Raw genomic sequence first — 24305 nt, forward strand, 5'->3', positions numbered from 1 at the left:
TGCGGGGATGTGCTTTCAGTCCCAGTCGCGCCAGGTGCCGGGAATCCGCGTCGCCTGGGTCACGACCTGATAGGTGCGGTTGAGTCCAGAGCCCGCGCCATAGTCGGTTGCGATGAACCGCGATCCGCTGTTCGGGGCTGCCGCCTTGCCTTCCCAGACGACGGCCCCGTGAATCTTGGCCCCGCCCCAGCCGCGCGTGGCGCAGTCCGAGGCGGTCTCGTAATAGAGGATCCCGTAGATGCTGATGTCAGGGGCGAAGGCCGGACATCCGCTGGTGCTGGGGACGATGATGACCACTGGCGCGTTCGGTGCGCCGATGGTGCGGTTGTCGACCCCATCGATGCCGATGCAGGTGCCGGTCATGTCGAGCGGGCCGATGTCCGAATCGGTCGTCTTCACATAGAGTCCCGGCGATGCGGTTGCGCCGCAAGGGAATGCGTCCCCGAAGAGATGGTTCGACTGGGTCGCGCGTTCGATGGCCTGGTCGAGCGGCATCGCGAAGATCTGGTCCCAGGCGCAGTGCTCACTCGGGCACCCCTCGAAAGCGGTCCTCTCGAAGGCGGCGCTGGCGCCTTTTTCTACGATCTCCATGACGCGATTGCCGTTGGTGTCCAGCCAGTTGGCGATGGTGAGATCGCCTTGAGGCAGGCAGCTTTCGGTTGCGGATCGGCCTGATGCAGCGCCGGTTTTGGCTGATTCGCGAACGAATAACTCCGATCCCATGGTGGGTGCGTCGAGGCAGTCGGCACTGACCAATGGGGGCGGCATGCGTCGGCTCGGACTGGCGTCGAAGAGCCCCTGTTGCTGGTAGCATGCCTGGACGTGCGCGGAGATGTTGGCATCGGATGCGGCGATGCTGGTTGCGCGAACACAGAGGCCGCGTGGATCGATGCGGAATGTCAGATCCATCTCGAATCGGTCACCGCTCGCCGTCGTCAGCGGTGGTGGCGTCGGCTCGGTCGTCCCTTGCGTCCAGGCGTTGCTCGACAGCCAGGCCTGGGCGAATTCCAGGCCAGCTTGAGCAGCCAGTTGGGCCTCGGTCGAGCGAATCTCGTTGTTGGCGATGCGCTGTTCGATGACGCCCGTTCGGCCGGCGCTGAAGGTCAGGATGCCCGCTCCGATCAACAGCAGCAGTCCCACGAACAGGGTGGCGGCGCCTCGTTGGTGGCGGTGGGGCGCGTGTGGCGGGCTGGGGCGCGTCGCCTTCATGGGATCGCCTCGTAACGGTCGTTGCGTATGCCGATATGGGTTTCGAGCGTCTGGAGGGTCTCGGCATCATCGACGGCTTGACCGCTGAGCCGGATGTCCAGTGCTCGGGTGTGTCGGCAGATATCTCCCGGGGCGCAGCTGTCGGTCATCGTCTTGACTGGGTTGGTGTTGGCGATTCGGGTCGTGAGGATGAAGTCGAGTGCGGTGATCCGGATGTCCGGGCTGGTGATGGCCTCCCAGCGTCCGCTGTCGCAACCGAACCGGTCGTCGTTCTTGTTGGCGCGTCCGACCCGCATCTGCGCGGCGCCGCGACGCAGTCTGTAGCCGAACATTTCCATATCGATGTCCTTGCTCGGCGTCTCCGAGTCGGGTGGATACCAGGAGCGCCAGGCATAGGGCTCGTTCAGTCCTGTTCTGAAGGGCGCCGCAGTGGGGCGCGGGCAATCGAGTTCGTCATCGCTGGCGTCGCAGGAGCGGATGCCAACGCGGGCGTCCAGGTCGAGGTCGTAGCTGAAGGTGATGCAGTTGCCGCGCTGCACCTGGGCGAGGCAGGCGCCGTCGTCGTTCTGGGCGGTGCAGATCGGTGTGATACAGGCACCGCTGGCTGAGTCGGTTTCGATGCAGAGGTCGTTGTTGACGATGCCGTAGCGGTGCTGGAATGGGTTGTGGATCGGGTCGAGATCCCGCCCGTCGGTTTGGCCATCTCCGTCGCTGTCGAACGTGCCCTCGCCGTCCTCCGTCGTTCCGAGGTCGCGCCAGTCGAAGACGCCGTCCCCGTTGGCGTCTCCGTCACCATTGGTGTCGCCGAAATCCCAATAGCCCGCGCGACGGATGTCCTGCTGCATGACCTCGATGGCGGCGCGTAGCTCCTGATTGAGTCTGGCCTGCTGGACGCTTTCGCGTGCGGTCCGTGAGATCATGAGATAGACGCTGAGCGCTCCGGTCAGGATGAGGGTACCGACGAGAAGACCGATCGTGATTCCGATCAGGGTCACGCCGCCTTGGTGTCTAGACGTGCCGCCGCCCGTCCAGGTGGCGATGCGGTCAAGTCTGGAGGTCAGTCGCTGCATGGGTCGTAGCCCAGGACGCTGGAGTCTGGAGCGCAGATTCGGATGCGCCCGAGCCGGGACAGGATGACGCGCAGAGAGGCCCCTGTCTCAGCGGTCACTGTGATCGAGCCGTTGATGGCGGTGGCCCGGCGCGGTTTGAATTGGGTGGTGTTGAAGGTGGCAGCGAGCGTGACGTTCGGATAATCCGCGCCGCTGACGCGCTTCAGGGCGCAGGCATCGCTCGGGGCCGCAGTGGGTTGGCAATCGCATGCCGTGTTCTCGGTTTCGCCGATGCCGTAACACCATGTCTCCCTGTCGCTGTCGAAGCGCACCTGAAGTTCTCGGTTGCGTTTGATCGATTCGGAGCGTGTCCATTGCAGGTCTTCGGCGATGGATTGTGCGGCGGCCTTGAGGTGATTGCGCTGGAGCATGGCGCGCATCGAGGGCAGGGCGACCGTGAGCAGGATCGCGATCACGGCAAATGTCACCAGCAATTCAAGCAGGGTGAATCCCGAGGTGTCGGGACGCGGGCGTCTTGGTTCGGTCGGACGGTCGGGCTTCACCAGCAGTCCCTCGGGGTCCGGTTGCCGTCCTGATCGAGTCCGAGAACCGTGCAGGAGACATCGCCCTCGTGGTCACGGGCTTGAGGCCCGCTCGCCGTCGCTCGGGCGTTGAATCCGCTCGCGCTGACCGAGTCGAGGCTGAAGCGGTAATACCCCTCAGGACTGGTGTCGCTTACTCCAAGCGTGTAAGTGTTCGTGGCCTCCGACGACGCACAGTTGCGGGTTCCCGAGAGCCGCTGGGCGTACTGGGTGCAATGGGCGCGAAACCGCTCTTGAGCGATGGCGATCGCCATCAGGCCGCTCTGGCCATCCGTGCGTCTGGCCTGACGAACCTGCTGCTCATAGCTCGGGATCGCGATCGTCGCCAGGATGGCGAGCAGTGCGAGCGCGATCATGAGTTCTACCAGGGTGAAGCCGGGGTGGTTCGGGCAACGCAGCGGGGGCATTCGGGTTACCGATTCGTGAATCTTTCGCGTCAGTCGCTTGTATACAATCGGTGTTTTATTTTCAACCCCGAAGAGGGCTGTCCTGTTCCATCTCATGGCTCAGGCGTGCTGGTGGTCGGGCGTGGGTGCGTCCGGGCTGCTGCCCGTCGGTCGCTTCAGGTATGATTCCCCCTCTAATGCCTCGCGCGTGGCGGCGAGGGTGCGAACCACGATCGATCCCAGGGGGTGCCGGCTTTGCTTGAGTTGATGTATGCGGGCGGGTGGCTGATGGCCCCGATTATCGGCTGTTCCCTGGTGGCGACCGCGATCGTGATCGAACGGGCATGGTCCCTAAGGCGCAGACGCGTCCTGCCGCCGAATCTGCTCGCCGAGATCTGGCAGTTGCATCGTCAGAGGCAGCTCACGCCCGAGCGTATCGAGGAGATTCGCGACGGGTCGCCGCTTGGCCGCATGCTGGCCTCCGGGCTGATCAACCGACACCATTCGCACGAGGTGATGAAGGACGCACTGAACGATACCGGACGGCATGTGGTCGCCGAGTTGGAGCGCTTCCTCAACACCTTGGGAACTATCGCCTCGGTTGCACCGCTGCTGGGACTTCTAGGCACCGTGCTGGGCATGATCGATGTCTTCAGCGTCATCATGGAGTCCGGCGTGGGAAATGCCGGGGTGCTGGCGGGCGGCATCTCCAAGGCGCTCATCACGACCGCCGCCGGGCTTTCGGTCGCGATCCCCGCGCTCATGTTCCATCGCTTCTTCGACAGCCGGGTCGCCACCTTTGCGCTCGACATGGAGCAGCAGGCATTGCGTCTGATCGAGGTGCTGAAGGGCGAGCGGGAAGTCGCGGAGGGCGATCGACCATGAATCTGCGCCCGCATCGGCGTGAGCCGACGGATATCAACCTGACACCACTGATCGATGTCGTCTTCCTGCTGCTCATCTTCTTCATGGTTTCCACTACCTTCAAGGACGATGCGCGGCTGCGCATCCAGCTTCCGCAGGCCAATGGCGAGGCGGTGACGGCGGAGGAGCCAATGGTGATCCGTCTGGTGATCGATGCCGCCGGTCAGTATTACGTTGATGGCCAGGCGCTGGTCGATCCCGAGCCCAAGACCCTGGTGCGGGCCTTTCGTGGGGCGTTGGGTGAACGCAAATCGCTGCCGGTGCTGATCCAGGCCGATGCCCGGACCCCGCATCAGGCGGTTATGACGGCAATGGATGTGGCGAGCGAACTGGGGCTGAATCGAATCGCCTTCGCAGCCACTCGTCCGAACGAGCAACGGCCATGAGCGAGAAGACGGTGGTGAGCGGAGACAAGACGCGGAGCGGGGATCCGGTGCTGTCTGGCGCCGACGCCAAGCAGATCTACCGGCGGCTCCTGAATCATGTTCGGCCCTATTGGCGGATGTTCGTCTTCTCGCTCTCAGGCATGCTCATCTTCGCCGCCACCGAGCCCCTGTTCGCCGCCATGATGAAGCCGCTGATCGATGGCAGCTTCGTCGATCGCGATCTAGACATGGTGCGTACCATGCCCTTGTGGCTGGTGGGCCTCTTCGTGGTGCGCGGCATCGCGGGATTCATCAATACCTACTGTCTGAGCTGGGTCGGACGGCGTGTGGTCGCGGATCTGCGCCAACAGATGTTCGAACATCTGCTGCGGGCGCCAACCCGCTATTTCGACAACAGTGGGTCTGGACACATCCTCGCCAAGCTCACCTACAACGTCGAGAACGTGGCCAATGCCTCGACCTCGGCGGTCACGACCCTGGTGCGCGATGGGTTCACCGTGATCGGTCTCATGGCCTACATGCTCTACCTGAACGCTGCGCTCTCGGTGATCTTTCTGGTCATCGGTCCGGTGATGGCGGGTGCGGTCAAGTACGCGACCAAGCGCTTTCGGCGTCACAGTCGGCGGATCCAGGACCGCGTCGGTGATATCACCCACATCGCCCAGGAGGTGATCGACGGCAATCGCGTGGTCAAGGCGTTCGGTGGGCAGGAGCGGGCGGCGCGTCGTTTCAGCTTCATCAACGAGAAGACCCGCTCGCTGCAGATGAAGATGATCGCGACCGAGGCGGCCAGCGTTCCGCTGGTTCAGCTCATCTCGGCGATCGCGATCGGCGTCGTGGTCTATCTCTCGACCATGCAGGGCCTGAAGGAGAACATCACGGTCGGCACCTTCATGTCGTTCGTGGTCGCCATGGGGCTCCTGCTGCCGCCGGTCAAGCGCTTGACCTCGGTCAACGCCCAATTGCAGCGGGGCATCGTCGCTGCGGAGAGTCTGTTTGAGCTGCTGGATGCGGAGGAAGAGGACGACCGGGGAACCCGTGTCCTGGAGCGCGCGGCCGGTCGTATCGAATACCGCAACGTCAGCCACTGCTATTCCGAGGACAAGGCGCCCGCCGTCACCGATCTGAACCTGATCGTCGAGCCGGGCGAGAAGATCGCTCTGGTGGGCCATTCGGGTAGCGGCAAGAGCACCATGGCGAGCCTGCTGCCGCGCTTCTACGATCCGACGACCGGCGAGATCCTGATCGACGACATCCCGATCCGCGACCTGACGCTCGCCAGTCTGCGCGATCAGATCTCGCTGGTGAGTCAGGACGTGGTGCTCTTCAACGACACCATCGCCAACAATATCGCCTACGGCTGTTCGGTCCCGCCGAGCACCTCCGAGCTGAAGCGCGTCGCGGCCAGCGCGCATGCCCTGGACTTCATCCGTGAGCTTCCTCAAGGCTTCCAGACCCTGGTGGGCGATCGTGGCGTCCTCTTGTCGGGCGGTCAGCGCCAGCGTCTGGCGATTGCCCGCGCGATGCTCAAGGATGCGCCCATCCTTATCCTCGACGAGGCGACCTCGGCCCTGGACACCGAGGCGGAGCGTTATATTCAGGCGGCCTTGCAGGAGCTGATGCAGCGTTGCACCACGCTCGTCATCGCCCATCGTCTGTCCACGATCGAGAACGCCGATCGTATCCTGGTGCTGCAGGCCGGGCGCATCGTGGAGCAGGGGCGCCATTCGGAGCTCATGGCGTTGGATGGCTACTACTCCAGGCTGCATCGGATGCAGTTCCATGAGACGGACACGCAGCAAACGGCCTTCGCCTGAATCGAGCTCGGTCGGGCGTCTTCCGACTGTCGAGGCGCGGACCGATGCCGCACGTGGAACAGGTGGCCTGATGAACGATGCGGGAAATGACACCCTCGGGCCAGGTCGGCGAGTCCTGGATCCGGCCCCTGTCTGGTACGGCCGGCATCCTCTGTCGGCGGCGCTCTTGCCGCTGTCCTGGCTCTATTGTGGCGTCGTCGGCTTGCGCCGGCTCGGATACCGCAAGGGTTGGTTGAGTTCGACGCGGCTGCCGATTCCCGTGATCGTCGTCGGCAACATCAGTGTCGGCGGCACCGGAAAGACGCCGCTGGTGGCTCGATTGGTCGACTATCTCAAGGCGCACGGTTGGACGCCGGGGGTCATCACGCGCGGCTACGGCGGGCGTTCGACTCGGTGGCCGCTGTCCGTGACGGCGGATTCGGACCCCGGTCTGGTGGGCGACGAGCCGGTCTTGCTGGCCCGACGCGCGCATTGCGTTGTGGTGGCCGGCTCCGATCGGGTCCAGGCAGGGCGTCTGGCGCTGGAGCTGGGCGGTTGCGATATCCTCGTCAGCGACGATGGTCTGCAACATTATCGGCTGCGGCGCGATCTGGAGGTGGTGCTGATCGATGGCGATCGTGGTTTCGGCAACGGCCGCTGTCTGCCGGCAGGGCCCTTGCGGGAATTGCCGGGCCGTCTGGCGAGCGTGGATCTGGTGCTCTATAAGGCTGGCCTCAAGTCCCCTAGGCCGGCGATGCGCCTGGTGTCCGGTGCGGCCGTGAATCTCGTCGATTCCACGCGTACCCGGCCGCTGGAGTCCTTTCGCGGTGAGCGGTTGTGTGCCGTCGCCGGGATCGGCAATCCGGAGCCTTTCTTCGCCGCGCTACGTCGAGCCGGGCTCGATCTCGATGCGCGTCCCTATCCGGATCACCATGCCTATTCGGCGGAGGACATCCGCCGTTGGCCCGATTTTCCCGTCATCATGACCGAGAAGGACGCCGTCAAGTGCGCGCCCTTCGCCCGCGAGCATCACTGGTATCTGCCGGTGGAGGCGGAGCTGGACGAGACCCTTCTCGATGATCTCTTATCCAAACTGGCAGGACTGACCAATGGCTAATGGTTTCAAGGTTGTCATCCCCGCGCGTTACGGATCCACCCGTCTTCCGGGAAAGCCGCTCGTCGACATCAAGGGCAAGCCGATGATCCAGCACGTGGTCGAGCGCGCGCTGGGCAGCGCGGCCGACGAGGTCGTGGTTGCGACCGACGATCAACGGATCGCGGATATCTGTGTGCCGCTGGGTGTGCAGGTGGTGTTGACCGAGGCGGCGCATCGAACCGGGACGGATCGCGTGGCCGAGGTCATCACCCGTTGCGAATGGTCCGATGATACGATCGTGGTGAATCTACAGGGTGACGAACCCTGCATGCCGGTCCCGTTGCTCGACCAGGTCGCCCATAATCTGGCATCGCTCGACAAGACGGGCATGGCCACCTTGGCCTATCCGATCCGAGACGGCGCCGAGCTCTTCGACCCGCATCTGGTGAAGGTCGTGACCAATGTCGCCGGCTTCGCCCTCTATTTCTCGCGCGCCCCGATTCCCTGGCATCGGGACGAGTTCCTCGGCAAGCATGCGGCCCTGCCGTCCTCGGTCGGTTTTCTGCGCCACATCGGGCTCTACGCCTATCGCGCCGCCTTCCTCAAGCGCTACGTCCATCTGGATCCCTCTCCGCTCGAACTGGCCGAGTCGCTCGAACAGCTGCGGGTGCTTTGGCATGGAGAGCGTATCCATGTCGGTCTTGCGGTCGAGGAGCCGGGGCCGGGCGTCGATACCTCGGACGATCTCGCGCGCGTTGCGGCCTATCTGGCCAATGCGTGAGACGGGGCCTCGACGAGGTTGGGCGCCGAGCAAAAAAAACCCCGCGTAGACGCGGGGCGAATCACCACTGAGGAGGTCAGAGAACGGAACAGAACGATTGAGAAATGTCTCGCTATTGCTAAAGCACTAGTCGTGCCATCTCTTTCTGTTGTCTCGTTCAATGGTTTATCAAGAGCTTATTGTGATTCGCCGGTATTCTTGGCGGCGATCCGCCTCTTCTTTGCGCGATAGAGGGTCCGAGATGACGTATTTGCACGATAATGGTGCGCACTAGATCGCGGATGGCCTATTTCTGTGTCTTTAGTGCAACCGATTCGCCGGCTTGACGCTGTGTTTGGCGTGAGGAGCCCCAACGGTCGCCAATTTTGGGAGCAGACCCGACCATGAGTGACGAACCCAAGGTCAAGATTCTCTTCGTGTGCATGGGCAATATCTGCCGTTCGCCGACCGCCCATGGCGTATTCAGGAAACGGGTGATGGATGCCGGTCTGTCGCATCTCATCGAGATCGATTCGGCTGGGACGCATGCCTATCATCTGGGCGAGGCGCCGGATCGGCGGGCGCGAGAGACGGCCCGCGCGCGTGGGATCGACATCGGTGATCTGCGCGCTCGGCGCGCGCTCCGAGAGGACTTCCATCGCTTCGACTATGTCCTGGCGATGGATCAGGACAACTACGAGAGTCTGTCCGAGCTCTGTCCCGATGGGCTTGAGTGGAAGCTCAAGCTCTTCCTCGACTTTGCGCCCGATCTTCCAGAGCGTGAGGTGCCTGATCCCTACTACGGCGGTCAGCGCGGGTTCGAGCGGGTATTCGATATGCTTGAGTCGGCCGCCGAGGGGCTTCTCGCGGACGTCACCAGCCGGCATCTCTGATCGGCCTCGGCGTCCACCGCGCCGTATTCGGCGTGGATGGAGAAGCGCTGCAGGTCCTCCTCCAGATCCTCGGCCAGCCTGAGGTCCAGGTCGTGCGGATGGATGCCGATACGGATCCAGCCGACCGTCCTGGCGCGATGCCGGTTGATCCGGTTCCAGAGGCGCAGGACGGGCGCTCGTCCGGCCGTGTCGGCCTCGTAGCCGAGCAGCGGCATGGGATGCAGGCGTCCGGTCTGGGCCGAGAGGATGCCCGAGAAGAGTTCGTATTGCAGGAAGGGCAGGTCGGCCAGTGCGCTGCGCTCGATCCGCCCCATGGCCCAGGCGGGCGGGACGTAGAGCGACGGCGGGCGCAGCCCCTGTTCCAGGAACCAGGCGTGGCAGCGCTTCATGAGCGCCACGATGCCGAGCGCGTCCAGCGCCAGATGTTCGGCGACCTGGCGCGAGATGAGGGTGGCATGAAGGCGGTGACGGAGGCCGCCGATGCGGCTGATCCGGTGTCTCCAGCCGTGACCGGCCAGCTCGTAGCCCCGCCGCTCGAAGTCGTGGAGCGTATCGATCGCGGCAGGGGTCCAGTCGGCGCCCGGCACCACCAGCAGGGTGACGGCGCTGATGCCTGCGGCGGTCAGTCGTTCCAGAAGGGTTTGGACCTGTTCGAGGGTCTCGGGCATGACGTCATGCACCGAGACCAATGCGCGGATGCTGTCACTGTTGTCCATCGACGGTACTTGCATGATCGCCCGCGAGCAATGCCAGCCAATGCCGCAGGTTGCGTTGGTTGATGATGCCGGCCGCCTCGCGCGCCATTTCGGTCTTGTTCTGGAGGCTGGCGGCATCCAGTTGGCGGAGTCGCAGGAGTGCGTCGGCCAGATTCTCGTCTGCGCGAATGGTGAAGATGCCGCCCGAGAGGATGTCCCAACTGAGGATGCCGCAGGCCTCGGAGACGAGGACGGGGCGAGCGCGGGCCATGGCCTCAAGCGCGATGGTGCCGAAGGATTCCACCCGCGAGGGCAGCACCAGGGCGTCGACGCTGTCGATCAGGCGCAGGATCTGGGTTCGCTTCACCCAGCCGACGAGGGTCAGATTGGGCAGGTCGCGCGTCTCTTGTTCGAGCCATTCGCGCAAGGGACCGTCCCCCGCGACGATAAATTCGAGATCCGGCAGGCGCCGGGCCGCTTCGACCACGGCGGCCAGATTCTTTTCGGGCGCGAGGCGTCCGGCGAAGAGTATCCGCTCGATTCGGGGGCGGGTTGGCGAGAGGGCGCGATCGAGGAAGCGTTTCGGGATGGGAGTGGCCATCAGCGAGACGCGCTTGGCGCCGATCGATCGGGCGACTTCGACCATTTCGATCGAGTTGGCGAGCACCACCTGGCTCCTGCTGAACAGCAGGCGATGGCAGCCGCGCAGGTAGGCATTGGCGATGTGCGCCCGCACGCCCCAGTCCTGAAAGAGATTGGTGAGCGCCTCGAAGTGGGTATGGAAACCGACCACTAGATGGATGCCGAGACGACCAGCGAGATGCATGCCGAGCAATCCGTATGGGCCAGGCGTGGGGACCACGATGACGTTGGGGCGCAGTCGCTTCAGGCGTTTTTCGACCAGGGACCAGGAAGGGATCAGGATGCGCTGCGTCGGGTCTCCGGGAAGCGGGAGTCGCAGCCCGCCGTGCCAGCGGCCGGCGCGGTAACGTGGCGCGACGAGTGCCACATGCGCCCCCCTGGCCCTCAGATGGTCGGCCAGGTCGCGGTAATAGGCGCCGACACCATTCCGCTCGGGCGCCGCGTCGGAGATGATGGCGACCCGTAGATTCCTTGCGGTCGCCATATCCTCGGCGGCGAGTTCGCTCTCTGCCTGTGATGATCTCAGCATGTCGGCGCCGGTTCTTCGGCGAGCGATCGGGTGTCCGTGTGTGGCTGTGCGTCGAGGTTCGGCATGTCGTCACCTCGGTTGGAAACGGCGCGCGCGGCCAGCGAGGCGTAGAGCGGGCCGAGTTCCTCGGCGATCCGAGCCGGCGAGAGCCCGAACGCCTCCAGGCTGTAGGAGTGGGTGCTGCGATACCGTTTCGCCTGCGTTGCCTGCCGTTGCAGACTGGTCCGGTAAGCGGTGGTCATCTCGAATCCCATGCACGCGTAGATGCGTTCGATCGTGCTGGGCAACGTGCCCTTGAGGCTCTGCATGTTAACCCAAACGCAGCGGCTTTCGGGCATCGGGGAGAACACCCGTTCGAGATTTCGGTAATAGAAGCCGAGCTGCTCCGTCAGCCGATCGTTCAGCCAAGGTGCAACCGAGTGCGTTCCGAAGAGGGTCGCGCCGGAGGCGATGGAGCTGAGCTGGGAGGGCAGGGTGCGTTCGGGTTCGCGCAGACAGACGATGAAGCGGGCATCCTCGAAATGTTCGGCGAGCGCCCCGGCGAGGGGGGCGAAGGCCGCGTTCTTGGATAGGAAGGTGCGCTCCGTGCCATGCACGTAGAGGTGTCTCTTGAGGCAACTGCGGTAGAAGTCGAGCAGTCGCTCGCGCTCGCGCGTCGGCATGTCGCGGTCGAAGGTGCCCATCCGCCACAGCAGGTCCGAATTGGGGAAGGGCAGGATGAGAATGAAGCAGGCCAGCATCGGCATGAAGACGAAGTAATCCTCTTCGGGATCGCTCAGTCGCATGCTGTGGACGTCTTCCAGTCCGCCGAAGAGATGTTTCTCCAGCCAATCGAGCAGGCGCTTGCCGAACCCGCCGACTCGGGCGTCCAGCCAGCCGACACCGAGCCAGAAGCGTCGCGCCGTGATCGAGAGGGCGAAGAGGCACTCCCAGGTGGAAAAGGTGGTGTATCGCGCATCCTCGGCCAACACCCGGTGCAGGTGGGTGGTCCCGCTCCGTGGGACTCCGAGCACGAACAGCGGCTCGCGCACGGGAATCTTGCGGTAGCCTGGAAACAGAATTTCGTCGAGTAGGAATCCGAGCCAATGGATTCCCTGTGCCAGGGCGAACAGTGGGATGAACCCGGCCATCACCATCAGTCGCCGCGTGCTGGGGCGAGGATCGCCCGCCTTGGGGATGAAGGTGCGAAAGACGAGACGGATGAAGCGGGCCGTGCTGACGAGAAATGACTGCAGCATCATGGCGATGGTTCTCGACCCTCGGGTACGGGCCCGACCTTTGCGGTCGGGCCCTGGGTTTCGGATTGGCGTCTACCGAGTGTCCCGAAGGCTGGACTCAGTGCGTATCCGGCGTCTGGCCTGCATCGCGTGGCGCTGGAGCCGGCTCGGGGGTAGGCGAGGTTGCGTGGACGACGGGGTTGACGACCGGCTTGGGCTCCGGCTGGGCCTCCTTCGGCTCGGGCTGGGCCGGTTGTGGTTCCTGCCGGACCGGCTCTGGCGCCACCATCAAGGGTGATGCGGCGGCCGGCGGAGGCGCGGGCAGCATGGCCTGCGGCTCCGTCTGGTCGCGGGGCGATTCGGCCGGCATCTCTTGCCGTTCTCGGCGTTTAGGTTTTTGGGCCGGTGCCGCCTCGGCGTCGTCGGTCTTGGGCTGCTCGGTGGATTCCTGTTTCGAGTCCGGTCGAGCCGCCCGAGGCGCGGGCTTAGGCTCGGTCTGGACCGTCTCGGGGCTCGGCGAGTCCTCTTGTTGATCCTCCTGATTGGAATCGGAAGAGGTGCTGGCTCCCGAGGCGGGCGTGCGGCGACGATTGCGACCGCCGCGGCGGCGTCGCGACGAACGCGGACGCTCGCCGCCCGGTCGCGCCTCGGCGTTCGTTTCGTTGCCGGGCGTGGGGTCGTTCTCTTGAGTCTCCTCGCTGTCTTGGATGTCGGTCGAATCCTGATTCCAGCTCGAATCCTCCGCCGATGTCCGTTTGCGGGGCGGGCGCGCCTCGGTGCCCGAGTCCTGGGATGGGGCGGGTCCCTGGTCATCGGTGCCTTCGGCGGGCGGTTGACGGTTATCGCCTTCGGCGAGCTTGCCTGCCGTGTTGCGCGTATCGCCGTTGCGCCGACCTCGGCCACGCGATCCGCGGCGCGAACGATTGCCGCGCGACTGATCCTCGCCCTCGGCCTGCTCGCTTGGCTCGTTGCTGCGTCCGCGACCGTCCGGCGAGCGGCGCGAGGTGTCGGACACCTTGGTCTCGGAGCGTGCCTGTGGGGTGCGCTGACGCTCTTCGCGCCGGCGCTCTTCACGTGGGTGCGTCGGACGGCTCGACTCGGCTCGCTCGCTCTTCGAGGGCGCTTCCGGGCTGGCGTCGGTCTGTGTGGATTGGGACTCGCGGCTGTTGGTTCGGTCGCTCTCGTAACCACCATAGGGGCGGTCGAGTCGGCTATTGTTGGGGAAGTTCGAGCTCAAAGGCCCCGTCGCGGAATCCGAGTCGTTGATGCGCGAGACGAACAGACCGGTCCAGATGCGTTTCAGCAGGCTTTCGGGCTCCGAACGTTCGGTGTCCTGTCGCGGCTGAGTCGGCATGGGGTGCGGGGGTTGGACGGGGGCGCGCTGCGGGGCGGGCGCGCTCGGGGTGACCTGTTTGACGGCCGGCTCCTCGATACGCACCGGCTGGCCCAATTTCGCGTAATGGGGCGTCGGGGTGGCGTCGGGCGCGGTGGTCAGCTCGTAGCTGTGCTGGGGCTGCTCCTCGGTCTGCTTGTCGGCATCCTGGGTGCGGACGCGCTCGATCTGGTAGTCGGGCGTCTGGATGTTCTCGTTCGGCAGTAGCAGGATCTCGACGCGCTGGCGCTGCTCCATTTCGAGGATCGCCCGGCGCTTTTCGTTTAGCAGGAAGGTCGCGACGCTGACCGGCAGTTGGGCCATGATGCGCTGGGTGTTGTCCTTCATCGCCTCCTCTTCGAGGATGCGCAGGATGGACAGGGCCAAGGATTCGACGCCTCGGATGGCGCCTCGGCCTTTGCAGCGCGGACAGACCTGCTGGCTCGATTCGCCGAGCGAGGGACGCAGCCGTTGGCGGGACATCTCCAACAGGCCGAAGCGCGAGATGCGGGCGACCTGGACGCGTGCGCGGTCCTGCTTGAGCGCTTCGCGCAGCCGGTTCTCGACCTCGCGCTGGTGCTTGGGCGGGGTCATGTCGATGAAGTCGATGACGAAGAGACCGCCGAGGTCGCGCAGACGCAACTGGCGGGCGATCTCGTCGGCCGCCTCCAGGTTGGTGTTGAGCGCTGTTTCCTCGATGTCCGCGCCCTTGGTCGCGCGCGCCGAGTTGATGTCGATCGATGTCAGTGCCTCGGTGTGGTCGATGACGACGGATCCGCCCGAGGGCAGGCGCACCTCGCGCTGGAAGGCCGATTCGATTTGGGTTTCGATCTGGTAGCGGGTGAAGAGCGGGACCTCGTCCTGGTAGAGACGCAGCTTCTTGAGGTTCTGCGGCATCACCTGCTTGATGAAATTTTCGGCCCGCTCGTAAACCGCGCGGTCGTCGATCACGATCTCGCCGATGTCCACGCGCAGATAGTCGCGGATCGAGCGGATGATGACGTCACTTTCCTGGTAAATGAGGAAGGGGGCCTTGCGGCTTTCGCTGGAGGCGACGATCGCCTTCCAGAGCTGGAGCAGGTAGTCGAGGTCCCATTGCAGTTCCTCGACGTTCTTGCCGACGCCTGCGGTGCGCACGATGAGTCCCATGTCTTCCGGGATTTCGAGCTGGCTCATGGCGTCGCGCAGCTCGCTGCGGTCCTGGCCCTCGATTCGGCGCGAGACGCCCCCGGCGCGCGGGTTGTTCGGCATCAGGACCAGATAGCGACCGGCGAGCGAGATGAAGGTGGTCAGCGCGGCGCCCTTGTTGCCGCGCTCCTCCTTGTCGATCTGGATGACGACCTCGCGTCCCTCGCGCACCGCCTCCTTGATGTTGGTGCGCGATCCGGGCTTGACGCTATCGGGCTCGAAATAGGCTCGGGCGATCTCCTTCAGCGGGAGGAAGCCGTGACGCTCCGCTCCGTAGTCGACGAAGGCCGCCTCCAGGCTTGGCTCGACTCGGGTGATGATGCCTTTGTAAATGTTGGCCTTTTTCTGTTCCCGGCCAGGTGACTCGATGTCGAGGTTGTACAGTAACTGGCCGTCGACGGTCGCGACGCGCAACTCTTCCGGCTGAGTCGCGTTGATCAGCATTCTTTTCATGTTGTTCCTTACTCACACACCACGGCGCGTGACCCGTGGTTGCGCCTCGCCAGGGATCCGATCTGGATCCTGCGGGAGGTTTGGCGCGTCGCCATCCGGCTCTGTATTCCCGGAGCCAACGGCGTCGGCACTGTCCGTGCGGCCCAATAAAGTTGGACGGCGGCAACGGGCACGCGCACATGAACTATCGTTTACGGGTCCCGATGGACACCCGCGTTTGTTGAGCCGTGACCTGATGGCGACGGGCTCGATACGGAGCGGCTGAGATGGCGCCGGCTGCGCTGGATTGCCTGGGGGCACGCCGTGGGGAATTCGCTGGGTGTAGAATCTGCGCCACTCGACGTCGCGAGTTCGCTGGACGCACCTCGCGGCCCTGCGGGCGGCATGGTCAGGTGTCGGATGCCGGTAGATGGCCCGAGGATCGCCTCGGTGCCTGATGAGTGGGCTGTCCGACACGATTCTCTGGATGCACTCGCCGCTCCGGGAAAAGATCTCGATTCCACTGGCCAGCGCAAGGAGCTAATGGTATCAGCGAACTCCAATAGCAGCAATTGAGCCCACAGGGCAGGTTCAGACCCCGTTGAAATCCCCACGTTCACACTCCATTTCGCAGTCCAAGATCGCGTCAGTCGATGGTTCGACGCTTCGTTCCTCGCCCTCGGAAGATGGGGGGCATGCCGTTTCGGCGCAACTCGTCGAGGTGGACGCCGAGTCCGACGGTCAGCGAATCGATAATTTTCTCTTACGCTTCATCAAGGGCGTTCCCCGCAGTCATCTCTATCGCGTGCTCCGCCGTGGAGAGGTGCGGGTCAACAAGGGGCGCGTCAAGGCCAGTCATCGTCTGCAGGCGGGCGATCTGGTGCGGATCCCTCCGCTGAGAACGGCGACACCGGAGCGTCCAGGTCAGGCGCCACGGTCCCAGATGGAACGGATCGAGCGCGGCGTGCTGTTCGAGGACGAGCGTTTGCTCGTGATCGACAAGCCCAGCGGTATCGCCGTACACGGCGGTAGCGGTTTGAGCTACGGGCTCATCGAGTCGCTGCGACAGGCACGTCCCGGCCGCGAACTCGAATTGGTTCACAGGCTCGATCGCGAGACCTCCGGCTGTCTGGTGATCAGCAAGCGCCGCAGCGCATTGCGCGAGTTGCATCAGCTGATTCGCGAGAATGGCATGACCAAGCGTTATCGGGCGCTCTTCGTCGGCGACCTGGCGCGCGAGAAGCTGGTGGTGGACGCGCCGCTGAAGAAAAACGTCCTTCAAGGTGGCGAACGGGTGGTCAGGGTGGACCAGGCCGACGGCAAGCCGGCGCGCACCATCTTTCGGCGTCTGCGTCGATTGACCTCGGAGGGCCGCGTGTTCACCCTGGTCGAGGCCGAGTTGGTCACCGGGCGCACCCATCAGATCCGGGTGCATGCCGCGCATCTGGGAACGCCGCTGGCCGGCGATCCCAAATACGGTGACGAGGCGATCAATCGCGAGCTCAAGCGGTCGGGGCTGACACGGCTCTTTCTGCACGCCGCCTCGCTGCGCTTCAAGACCGAGAGCATGACCCAGCCACTGATCGTAGAGTCACCCTTGCCGGATGAATTGGAGCAATTCCTGGCTGTACTGGAGAATACTGAGTGAGTGTTGATCGAATGGCCTTCGAGCTGATCGTTTTCGACTGGGATGGGACCCTGATGGATTCCGAGGCGCGTATCGTCGCCTGTATTCAGAAGGCCTTCAGCGAACTGGATCTGTCCGTTCCGACCCGCGCTGCGGCGCGCGACATCATTGGGCTGGGCCTGGATGAGGCGATGATCAGGCTGCATCCGGGTCTGAGCGCCGAGTTGCGCGCCGAGCTCGTCCTGCATTATCGGCGGCATTTCCTGGGCGGCGATCCAACCCCCTCGGTGCTCTTTCCTGGTGTGCGGGAGACCCTTGATTGGATCGTCTCGGCCGGTTACAGGCTCGCGGTCGCGACTGGCAAGAGTCGCGCCGGGCTCGACAGGTCCATTCGCGAGACCGGGCTCGAAGGCTACTTCCACGCCACGCGCTGCGCGGACGAGACCTTCTCCAAGCCCAATCCCCAGATGCTGTTCGAGCTCATGGACGAGCTCGGCGCCAGTCCGAGAGAGACGCTCATGATCGGCGATACCGAGTACGACATGCAGATGGCGGGCAATGCCCGTGTCGGTGCGTTGGCGGTGTCGTACGGGGTCCATGCGCGCGAGCGTCTCGTGGCCCATGCGCCACTGGGGTGTCTGGATGCGTTGACCGAGCTTCGCCCCTGGTTGGAGCGCGCTGGCGCACATCGTTCCGAAACCGTCCTCAGGGACACGACTGCTGGAGGTGTCATCGGATGAGCTGGAGGTTTTGGCGCAAAGATCGAGAGCCCATGCCGTCGCCGGATCAGCCGGACTGGGAGCACGCCCTCATCAACCGTATGGCGGTCGAGTATCTGCACGACCAGCGGGCACGTCGCCGCTGGGGCCTGGCCTTCAAGCTGCTGATTCTCTTTTATCTGGTCGGGCTCATGGTGGCGACCTTCTCCAATGACGTCCTGGATGGCCTCTCGTCCACCGAGGGTCATACGGCCCTGATCGAGGTCAAGGGCGTCATCTCGGCCGATTCGGACGCCAGCGCCGATCGCATCATCTCGGCGCTGCGGACCGCCTTCGAATCGGACAATGTCAAGGGCATCGTACTGCGCATCAACAGCCCGGGCGGTAGCCCGGTCCAGGCGGGATACATCAACGACGAGGTCGCCCGTCTGAAGGCGAAATACAAGAAGGAGCACGACCGGGACATGCCGGTCTATGCCGTTGCGGTGGATCTCTGCGCCTCCGGCGGCTATTACGTCGCGGTCGGGGCCGATGCGATCTATGTCGACAAGGCCAGTCTGGTGGGGTCCATTGGTGTGCGGATCGACAGCTTCGGGTTCCAGGGGCTGATGGAGGATTTCGGCATCGAGCGGCGGCTGCTGACGGCCGGTGCCAACAAGGGCATTCTCGATCCCTTCTCACCCTTACCCGAATCGCAGCGTCAGTTCATCCAGCGTGTGTTGGATCGGCTGCATGGGCAGTTCATCGCGGCGGTCAAGCAGGGGCGCGGAGACCGATTGAAAGGAGGAGACGAACTTTTCAGCGGGCTCTTCTGGAGTGGCGAGGAGGCCGTCGATCTCGGTTTGGCCGACGGCTTGGGCAGTTCGAGCTATGTTGCGCGCGAGCTCATCGGCGCCGAGAAGATCGTGGATTACACGAAGAAGCGCGATCTGCTGGATTCGGTCGCGAATCGTCTGGGTGTGCGCATCGGCAACGGGGTTCTGGAAAGTCTCGGTCTGCTCGGGGAGGCAGGGCTTCTCCATTGAGGCGCTCGGCCGTGCCGCGTGAGTGCCATGGCGCCACATGGGGCTCGGAAATTACGATTGACCCATCATGGGGTTCTCGGCGCATCGCCTGATCGAGAGTGGCGGACGGAGCATTCCGGTATGACGGACGCGGTATCAGTGCGAGATTCCGAGACGAGTATCCATCCCCAGGAACGGGGTCGATGGGCGGCGTGGGTCGCAATGATCGGCGCATGCATCGTCTTGATGGTTCTGGTCGTCGCCGCTTTTTATGCGCTTCAGGCTGGCGATCGGATCAATGTGTCCTCCATACATGCGGTCGCCGCTTTGCGGACTCGCCAGTTCGTCGCCTGGCTCGGTGAACAGGATGCCCAGGCGGATCTCGTTCGTTCCACCTCTATCTTCTCCGATGCCTACCGCCGCTGGCGTCAGACTGGGGACCCCGCCGCTCGCGACCACCTGTTGGGCCAGTTGTTCGAATATGGCCAACACACCGGCTTCAGCGACGTCATCCTCTGGGATCTGAAGGCGGATCGCGCCTGGTCCGCTACCGGTCGTTCGCCAGGGCTTGCTCCCGAGTTGCGCCTCACGGCCCGACAGGCATTGGAGACCGCCAAACTGGTCCGCTACGGTCCCTATCGCCAGGACGGTGGCGCGCTGCTGGATTTCATCGTGCCCGTCCCGGATTCCACCGATCAGACGCTTATCGTCATGCGGATGGATCCGTCCGAGCAAATGGCCATCGCTCTGATGCGCTGGGCCTTGCCCGAGATTCCTGACGAGGTTCAGTTGCTGCGGCGCGACGGTGACGCAGTCGTAGCGCTCGGCTTGGCGGGACCGGGGACAGCTGCAATCCAGCGGATCCCGCTCGCGAGCAGCGAGCGTCTCTGCATCCGGGTCTTCGCGGATTCGTCTCGGCAGGGTGAACTCCTCGACGGATTGGATGGTGCCGGCGTTGCCGTCATGGGCGTGGCCTTGCCGATTCCAGGTACCGATTGGCTTCTCATGACCAAGATCGATCGTGAGGACGTCGCTGCCAATGCCTTTCTGCACATCCCCTGGCCGCTGATCTCAGGCCTCCTGGCCCTGGTGGGGCTGGTCGTCTTGTTTCGCTGCATGCAACAGGGGGAGACGCTGGGCGCGAGCCGGCGCGAGCGCGAGGCCCAAACCGAGAGGCTGCGCGCGCTCGATATGCTGAACGCCATCGCCGAAACCTCGGGAGAGGGCATCTTCGCCCGGGATCTCGACGGACGCTATCTGCTGTTCAACCCTGTCCTCTGCAACCTCCTGAACAAGACGCCCGAGGAGGTGCTGGGGCAGGATTATCGCGCACTCTATCCGGCCCCGATGGTCGCTCAGTTGGAGGACATGGATCGCCGGATCTTGGCTGAGAACGGAATTTTCACCCAGGAGGAGTTGATCGATACCGCACAGGGGCAGCGGGTCATACTGATGACCCGGGGGCCGCTCCATGACAACGCGGGCCGCATCATCGGGATCTTCGGGATTGCCCGGGATTTTGCCAGCCACCTGCGCATGGAGGCAGGCCTGCAAGAACGGTCCGCGCTGCGTGGCACCTTGGATTCCATCGTCGAGAGCGCCCCTGGCGCCCTCCATTCCCTACTGATCCGCCCGGATGGCGTCTGCTGCATCCCGTTCAGTACGCCCATGATCGAGGATCTCTATGGACTCTCGCGGCAGGAATTGGCGAGGGATTTGGAAACCTTGAAGTCGCGGATCCATTCCGAGGACCTGGCACGTCTCGAACAGGTGTTGCGGAAGCCGCAACAGGGTTCGAGGCGGTTGCGCGAGGTCTTCCGTTATCGGCATCCGGCCCGGGGATGGTGCTGGATCGAGGGGTGGGCGACCCCGAAGCAGGAGTCGGACGGGAGCCTTCTTTGGCATGGCTTTTTCATGGATGTAACCGATCGCGTCGAAGGCGAGGAGGCGCTGCGCGAGAGCGAGGAGCGCTATCGTTTGCTGTTCGAGCGTTCCTCGGATGCGCTCCTTGTCCTGGAGCCGAACGACTGGAAAATCGTGCGCGCCAATCCGGCCGCAGTGTCTATGTTCCAGGCGGCGGACGAACCTCATTTGGTGTCACGTTCTTTTTGGGACTATTCTCCGCCCGAGCAGGAGGGGGGATTGCCCTCTACGGTCCGGGCGATCGAGTTGATGAATATGGCGCTACGATTCGGCGCCTGTGTCTTCGACTGGCAATATCGGCGTTTGGATGGCGAGGTGTTTCCGGCGACCGTGCGCACGACCCGCTTCGATCTGCTGGGTAAGCCCGTGATCCAGTGCTCCATTCGTGACGTCACTCACAGAAAGCGCCAGGAGCAGGAGCTGATTCGTTCGCGTGCCAAGCTGCGCGAGCTGACGGCGCATCGCGAAAAGGCGCGCGAGGACGAACGTGCCTACATGGCCCGCGAGATCCATGACGATCTGGGACAGTATCTGACCGCCTTGCGCATGGAGACCAATCTGATGGGAATGCTTCTCGCGGAGCAGAATGGAGAGGCGGTGAAACGGCTCGTCAGCATGAAGGAGCTGATCGATCATCTCATCGCCGAGACCCGTCGGGTCATCGCTCGGCTGCGGCCGGTTGCGCTGGATCTGGGGCTCGTCTCTGCGGCGGAGTGGTTGGCGGCCGACTATCGCGAGCGCATGGGCGTCGACTGCCATCTGGAGGTTGGCGATGCGGATGAGCTGGAGCTCGACGACGACCAGGCGACCACCCTGTTCCGCATCCTTCAGGAGTGTCTCACCAACGTCATTCGTCATGCCCATGCTAGCCGGGTGGACATTCGGGTCTCGGTTTCGGGCGAGGTGCTGTGCATGGAGGTGCATGACGACGGTCAAGGATTCGATCCCGCGCAGGTCAGAGCCAAGAAGACCTTCGGACTCATGGGAATTCGCGAGCGCGTCCTTATCTATGGTGGCAGTGCGCGGATCGACAGTCAGATTGGCGAGGGAACGCGGCTCACCATCAACATGCCCATCAAGCGGCGAGGAGACGCATGATCCGCATTCTGATCGCCGACGACCATGCCGTGGTGCGTCAAGGGATTCGACAGGTTCTGGCGTTGGCCGGTCAGTTCGAGGTCGCGGCCGAGGCGAAGGACGGCTGGGAGGTGATCGAGATGCTTCGGGGCGGTCCGTTCGATCTGTTGCTGACAGATATGAGCATGCCCGGACCGAGTGGCGTCGCGCTGTTGAAACGGCTGCGCGAGGAGCATCCGGGCCTCCCCGTGCTGGTCCTGAGCATGCATGGAGAGACGCAGGTGGCGGCGCGGGCGCTCAAGGCGGGAGCCAACGGCTATATCACCAAGGATTGCGACCCCAACGTTCTCCTGTCCGCCGTGCGCAAGGTGGCGTGTGGAGACCATTTCGTGTCTCCCGATCTGGCGCAACGCATGGTCTTCGAGACCGGTGTCGGGGGCGAAGCGCCGCCGCATGAATCCCTGTCCGACCGCGAATACGAAATCCTGCTCCATCTGGTCAAGGGCGAGCGGCTCAGCGAGATCGCTGAAGAATTGCATCTGTCTCCCAAGACCATCAGTACCCACAAGATGCGCATCATGCAGAAACTGGATCTGAAGAGTGCGGCCGAACTGGTGCGCTATGCGATCGAGCGCGGGCTGGTCTCCTAGAGCGATTTCTGTCGTTCGGCCGCCGTGTCGGCTTCCTCGCTGCGGTTGCGGCCCGCGCATTTGGCGCGATACAGGGCTGCGTCCACCCGCTCGATATTGCTTTGCAGCGAGCTCCCCGGCTCGCAGGCACAGACCCCCAGGCTGATGGTGACCCGCTCTCCGAGCCCGAAATCCTCGCGTTCGATCAGGCGTCGCAGTTTTTCGGCCTGAGTGAGGGCCATGGCCGGGTCCGTATGGGGCGAAATGATGAGGAATTCCTCTCCGCCCCAGCGTACCAGTGCATCCGTGCTCCGGATGTGTCCCTCCGCCGCTTTGGTCAATCGACGCAGGACGTCATCCCCTTTGGTATGCCCGAAGGTGTCGTTGATGTGCTTGAAGTGGTCGATGTCGAATAGGATCAGCGCGAGCTGGAATCCATAACGATCGGCGCGCTTCATTTCCTGATCGAATCTGGATTCCGCGACGTAGCGGTTGAGTAGCCCGGTCAGTGGGTCGTGCTCGGCCATGTACTGGACTGCCGATTCGGCTTTGCGCAGTCTGCGTAGCGGGATGAATTCGAAAAGGACGATGAGAAAGGTGCCGGTAACCGCGAGAAGAGAGGCGATGACGAAGCTGGTGCGCAGTGCTGGCTCCAGGGAGGCACTGGTCTCCAGAGAGCCGACGACGACGCCGGCATCCCGGAGCGGAATCCGGGTACTCAGACTGGGGGGCGTCGGATATCGACCGATGCCGATGACCAGGTCGCCATCAGAGGCATAGACCGCCTGACGCACCGGTATGCCCAGTGTCTCCTGGCGCAGGAGTCCGGCCAGTCGGGCTTCTTCATAGCGCCACAGCTCGGGGTTGCGGGCGATCACCTTTTCCATAATCTCCTGGGCGTCGAACTCGGAGACGGTCGCCAGGATTCCCGCGATGAAATTGCGTTCCAGACTGAAATGGACGGTCGGGATCAGGAAGATGAGCGCCATGGCTGCGGTCACGATGCCCCAGCGCAGCAGATTGGCGATGATGCGCGGTCCTCTGGCCAATGGCGTCAGTCTGGAAAGCGCGGTGTTGAAATGGGCAAACTGCCATTAGCCTCGATGATGGTGCGTCCCTTAGCCGAGAAGACGAACGCCAGGAACTGCTGCACTTCCGGTTCCGGGTCCGCAGGGGTCACGAGCGAGAATTCGATCCAGAGCGGATAGGGACTGTCGGCGAGCGCTTCGGGGTTCGGGGCCTGTCCGTTGAATGTCAGTATCCGCAGGTCCCGTTTCTCGCTGACCACTTGGGCCAGCGGCGCGTAGCCGAATGCTCCCTGGATGTAGGCGATGCTGTCCAGGTTTTCCTGCGAGGTGAGGGTTACCAGCAGATCCGTGCGCCCCAGTGCGAACTGGATCGCGCTTGCGAGTTCGGGGTCGAGACTGGCGAGCATCAGGGTGTCGGAATCGTTGGCGGGGCGCATCACGGGGCGGCAACGGCTGCCATCGGACCAGGTGGTACGCCGGCCTAGATAGAGCGCGATCAGCGCCTCGGTGGTCAGATCCTCGCGTCCGACTTTCGGCTGGGCGACCAGGATGAGTGGCGTTCTGGCGAACGGATGGGTGGTCAGACCTAAGCCGCGTTCACGCTCGTTCAAATCGCGTCCCGCGATGGCGATGGACAGACGGTCGTCGGTTAGGGCCCGGATTCCACCTCCGGTGCCCAGGCTTCCTTCCAGTAGCTTCAGCGAGGTTTCGGGCCGATCGGCGCGGTATGCCTCCAGCAACTGTTCCAGGATTCCGAGCGCATCACCGGTTCCGCCGATCGGAAGGGCGTTCGGATCGCATTCGGCCGGGGGCGACCAACAGGCGCAGACCAGTAGGCAGGACAGGGCAATCTGCCGCAGATTCTGGATGGACATTGTCAGCTCCTCCTTTGCCCGCATGCGTTCCTAAAGTCTGAATTCGTTGGCGCCACATTGGTGCATCGCATCCCTCGCCAATGGCTTGTAAGCATAGCGTCTCGAAGCATACCACGGTCGATTATCCGTGGATCCCGTCCGGTATTCGGCCGTCCGCTTTTCTTGGGCACTGTCAGAAAAGCCTGACAGCGGATTCGGTCGAATCCGGTCCTAAATCTATGCCATAACTGATATTTCGCTGGATGTC

At 63.7% G+C, this 24305-nt stretch carries 21 protein-coding genes; 11 read left to right on the forward strand and 10 right to left on the reverse strand.

The genetic code is table 11. The annotated features are described in order from the left end of the window. Positions 1 to 15 precede the first annotated feature (15 nt). Genes ACFSJC_RS06405 through ACFSJC_RS06420 form a run of 4 tightly spaced genes read right to left on the reverse strand, consistent with a single transcriptional unit; the run spans position 16 to position 3267 of the window. Complete coding sequence (locus tag ACFSJC_RS06405; RefSeq protein ID WP_386024829.1) at positions 16 to 1209, reverse strand: PilX N-terminal domain-containing pilus assembly protein; 1194 nt, start codon at positions 1207 to 1209, stop codon at positions 16 to 18. Further along, positions 1206 to 2279 (reverse strand): PilW family protein, encoded by a 1074-nt coding sequence (locus ACFSJC_RS06410; RefSeq protein ID WP_386024832.1) that lies wholly within the window; start codon positions 2277 to 2279, stop codon positions 1206 to 1208. The genes ACFSJC_RS06405 and ACFSJC_RS06410 overlap by 4 nt, the downstream gene beginning before the upstream one ends. Next, entirely contained in the window at positions 2267 to 2821 is a 555-nt protein-coding gene (locus ACFSJC_RS06415) for a GspH/FimT family pseudopilin (RefSeq protein WP_386024835.1), read from the reverse strand. The genes ACFSJC_RS06410 and ACFSJC_RS06415 overlap by 13 nt, the downstream gene beginning before the upstream one ends. Further along, positions 2818 to 3267 (reverse strand): type IV pilin protein, encoded by a 450-nt coding sequence (locus ACFSJC_RS06420; RefSeq protein ID WP_386024838.1) that lies wholly within the window; start codon positions 3265 to 3267, stop codon positions 2818 to 2820. The genes ACFSJC_RS06415 and ACFSJC_RS06420 overlap by 4 nt, the downstream gene beginning before the upstream one ends. A 234-nt stretch (positions 3268 to 3501) precedes the next feature. On the opposite strand from ACFSJC_RS06420, the gene ACFSJC_RS06425 reads away from it, so the two are divergent. The 6 genes from ACFSJC_RS06425 to ACFSJC_RS06450 all read left to right on the forward strand — a co-directional run bounded on the left by ACFSJC_RS06425 (position 3502) and on the right by ACFSJC_RS06450 (position 9101). After that, positions 3502 to 4131, forward strand: coding sequence for a MotA/TolQ/ExbB proton channel family protein (locus ACFSJC_RS06425; RefSeq protein ID WP_386024840.1), 630 nt, complete (start codon positions 3502 to 3504; stop codon positions 4129 to 4131). Beyond that, positions 4128 to 4556 (forward strand): ExbD/TolR family protein, encoded by a 429-nt coding sequence (locus tag ACFSJC_RS06430; RefSeq protein ID WP_386024843.1) that lies wholly within the window; start codon positions 4128 to 4130, stop codon positions 4554 to 4556. The genes ACFSJC_RS06425 and ACFSJC_RS06430 overlap by 4 nt, the downstream gene beginning before the upstream one ends. Beyond that, on the forward strand, positions 4553 to 6373 hold the full coding sequence (msbA, locus tag ACFSJC_RS06435; RefSeq protein ID WP_386024846.1) for a lipid A export permease/ATP-binding protein MsbA: 1821 nt from the start codon (positions 4553 to 4555) through the stop codon (positions 6371 to 6373). The genes ACFSJC_RS06430 and msbA overlap by 4 nt, the downstream gene beginning before the upstream one ends. 70 nt (positions 6374 to 6443) lie before the next feature. Further along, positions 6444 to 7469 carry a tetraacyldisaccharide 4'-kinase gene (lpxK, locus tag ACFSJC_RS06440; RefSeq protein WP_386024848.1) on the forward strand — a complete coding sequence of 342 codons (1026 nt, stop codon included), beginning with the start codon at positions 6444 to 6446 and terminating at the stop codon, positions 7467 to 7469. Continuing rightward, positions 7462 to 8229 (forward strand): 3-deoxy-manno-octulosonate cytidylyltransferase, encoded by a 768-nt coding sequence (gene kdsB, locus ACFSJC_RS06445; RefSeq protein WP_386024851.1) that lies wholly within the window; start codon positions 7462 to 7464, stop codon positions 8227 to 8229. Before lpxK ends, kdsB begins: the two co-directional genes overlap by 8 nt. Positions 8230 to 8612: 383 nt before the next feature. Further along, entirely contained in the window at positions 8613 to 9101 is a 489-nt protein-coding gene (locus ACFSJC_RS06450) for a low molecular weight protein-tyrosine-phosphatase (RefSeq protein WP_386024854.1), read from the forward strand. On the opposite strand, the gene ACFSJC_RS06455 is transcribed toward ACFSJC_RS06450, so the two are convergent. From ACFSJC_RS06455 to rne, 4 genes are all read right to left on the reverse strand, one after another. Beyond that, entirely contained in the window at positions 9017 to 9817 is an 801-nt protein-coding gene (locus ACFSJC_RS06455; protein ID WP_386024856.1) for a DUF2334 domain-containing protein, read from the reverse strand. The two genes, ACFSJC_RS06450 and ACFSJC_RS06455, sit on opposite strands and share 85 nt — an antisense overlap. Then, positions 9804 to 10967 (reverse strand): glycosyltransferase, encoded by a 1164-nt coding sequence (locus ACFSJC_RS06460; protein ID WP_386024859.1) that lies wholly within the window; start codon positions 10965 to 10967, stop codon positions 9804 to 9806. Before ACFSJC_RS06460 ends, ACFSJC_RS06455 begins: the two co-directional genes overlap by 14 nt. Continuing rightward, a complete protein-coding gene (locus ACFSJC_RS06465) occupies positions 10961 to 12208 on the reverse strand; it encodes a sulfotransferase (RefSeq protein ID WP_386024862.1) in 1248 nt (415 codons plus the stop codon). The genes ACFSJC_RS06460 and ACFSJC_RS06465 overlap by 7 nt, the downstream gene beginning before the upstream one ends. A 94-nt stretch (positions 12209 to 12302) precedes the next feature. Next, positions 12303 to 15197, reverse strand: a complete 2895-nt coding sequence (gene rne / locus ACFSJC_RS06470) for a ribonuclease E (RefSeq protein WP_386024865.1) — start codon at positions 15195 to 15197, stop codon at positions 12303 to 12305. Positions 15198 to 15897: 700 nt separating this feature from the next. Here rne and ACFSJC_RS06475 point away from each other — a divergent pair. From ACFSJC_RS06475 to ACFSJC_RS06495, 5 genes are all read left to right on the forward strand, one after another. After that, positions 15898 to 16824: an RluA family pseudouridine synthase gene (locus ACFSJC_RS06475; RefSeq protein ID WP_386024904.1), complete on the forward strand. Its 927-nt coding sequence runs from the start codon at positions 15898 to 15900 to the stop codon at positions 16822 to 16824. An 11-nt stretch (positions 16825 to 16835) separates the two neighbouring features. Beyond that, positions 16836 to 17543 (forward strand): HAD-IA family hydrolase, encoded by a 708-nt coding sequence (locus ACFSJC_RS06480; protein ID WP_386024906.1) that lies wholly within the window; start codon positions 16836 to 16838, stop codon positions 17541 to 17543. Next, the gene (locus ACFSJC_RS06485; RefSeq protein ID WP_386024868.1) at positions 17540 to 18547 is read left to right on the forward strand and encodes a S49 family peptidase; all 1008 of its coding nucleotides are present in this window, start codon (positions 17540 to 17542) and stop codon (positions 18545 to 18547) included. The genes ACFSJC_RS06480 and ACFSJC_RS06485 overlap by 4 nt, the downstream gene beginning before the upstream one ends. A gap of 201 nt (positions 18548 to 18748) precedes the next feature. Further along, positions 18749 to 21547 (forward strand): PAS domain-containing sensor histidine kinase, encoded by a 2799-nt coding sequence (locus ACFSJC_RS06490; protein WP_386024871.1) that lies wholly within the window; start codon positions 18749 to 18751, stop codon positions 21545 to 21547. Further along, positions 21544 to 22176, forward strand: coding sequence for a response regulator (locus ACFSJC_RS06495; protein ID WP_386024874.1), 633 nt, complete (start codon positions 21544 to 21546; stop codon positions 22174 to 22176). Before ACFSJC_RS06490 ends, ACFSJC_RS06495 begins: the two co-directional genes overlap by 4 nt. Here the strand turns inward: ACFSJC_RS06495 and ACFSJC_RS06500 are convergent. Further along, positions 22173 to 23204 carry a GGDEF domain-containing protein gene (locus ACFSJC_RS06500; RefSeq protein ID WP_386024877.1) on the reverse strand — a complete coding sequence of 344 codons (1032 nt, stop codon included), beginning with the start codon at positions 23202 to 23204 and terminating at the stop codon, positions 22173 to 22175. The genes ACFSJC_RS06495 and ACFSJC_RS06500 overlap by 4 nt on opposite strands. Positions 23205 to 23209: 5 nt before the next feature. Beyond that, the gene (locus ACFSJC_RS06505) at positions 23210 to 24058 is read right to left on the reverse strand and encodes a substrate-binding domain-containing protein (protein ID WP_386024880.1); all 849 of its coding nucleotides are present in this window, start codon (positions 24056 to 24058) and stop codon (positions 23210 to 23212) included. Positions 24059 to 24305 lie beyond the last annotated feature (247 nt).

This window comes from Thiorhodococcus fuscus (assembly GCF_042682685.1).
GTDB classification, from domain to species: Bacteria; Pseudomonadota; Gammaproteobacteria; order Chromatiales; family Chromatiaceae; genus Imhoffiella; species Imhoffiella fuscus.